Annotated in this window: 2 protein-coding genes; both read left to right on the top strand. The window is 55.1% G+C overall.

The annotated features are described in order from the left end of the window. Positions 1-212 (top strand): hypothetical protein (locus tag BHE89_RS24425; protein ID WP_216081029.1); only part of this gene is annotated, 212 nt, incomplete at its 5' end. Beyond that, positions 157-1,103: DUF6531 domain-containing protein (locus BHE89_RS18280; RefSeq protein ID WP_353615145.1), on the top strand; the 947-nt coding region annotated here is incomplete at its 3' end. The genes BHE89_RS24425 and BHE89_RS18280, both read left to right, overlap by 56 nt.

Genomic DNA, 1,103 nt, shown 5'->3' on the forward strand with positions numbered 1-1,103 from the left:
GCTCCAGTGCAACAACTGGAGCTGTTTATGAGATCGAGACCTCCCCTTTCACTGATGCGAAACCTGCGGTCATTGGCCGTGGTGGTGCTCGCAACCTTGCCGTGCATCGCTTTTGCACAATGGCGGGTTGTGGCCGTGAGCACCGAAGTAGATGCAATGCGCTTCAACACCATCATGGACGCGCATTCCTTCATGAAGAACTACCGCATTGAAGAGGAGAAGGGGTACGGGGAGTTCGTCAGCGAAAAGCTGTATCCTGTAGCTGCTTATGGTGATGGACGCTACACGTCCAGGATCTGCTTCAAGTACGTTGGCGGGACCGCAAGCTATGACCCTGAAACCTGTACAGGTGGAGCATACTGGCGCTCAACCTACGTTCTGCCGGGTGAAATGGATAAAACGCCGTTCCTGGACAGGGATCTCGGCTTACCAACAACGGCCATGTGTGTGGGAAACCCTATCCATCTTGGCACCGGCAACAAGTTCCAAGCTGAGCAGGATTATCAAAGCGGAGGCTCCGACCCTTTCACATTCACCAGATACTACAATAGCCACCTTCCTGATGAAGAGCTCGGCGGCTGGCGGCATAACTACTCGCGGAGCGTAGAGGTCAACGCCTCGAAGTACGGTGAGAACATGGTTGTCCTGCACCGGCCAGAAGGGCAGGAACTCGCCTTCTACAACTTGTCCTCTGTCTGGGTGCCAACTTGGAAAACCGATGATACCTTGACGAAGGAGGCAACCGGCTGGCGCTACACCCAATCTGACGGGGTAGTTGAGGCCTATGATGAAACCGGACTACTGACCGGCATCGAGAAGCCCAACGGCAATCACATCACCCTGAGCTATCTTAACGGAGAGCTCTCCTCGATCACTGACGGCTTTGGCCGCACCATCCAGTTCCAGTATCAAGATGGCCGCATGGTCAGTGTCACCGATCCTGCTGGTGGCAGTATTCAGTACCAGTACAACAGCGCTGGCAAGCTAGCGGAAGTGATCTACCAGGACAATACGAGCCGCAGCTATCTCTACGATGACCCGAATGCACCGGGTTTGCTCTCTGGGCTGGTGGACGAGAACGGCAACCGTTTCGCCACATGGGG

Source organism: Shigella sp. FC1967, from assembly GCF_001743005.1.
Lineage (GTDB): Bacteria > Pseudomonadota > Gammaproteobacteria > Enterobacterales > Enterobacteriaceae > Proteus.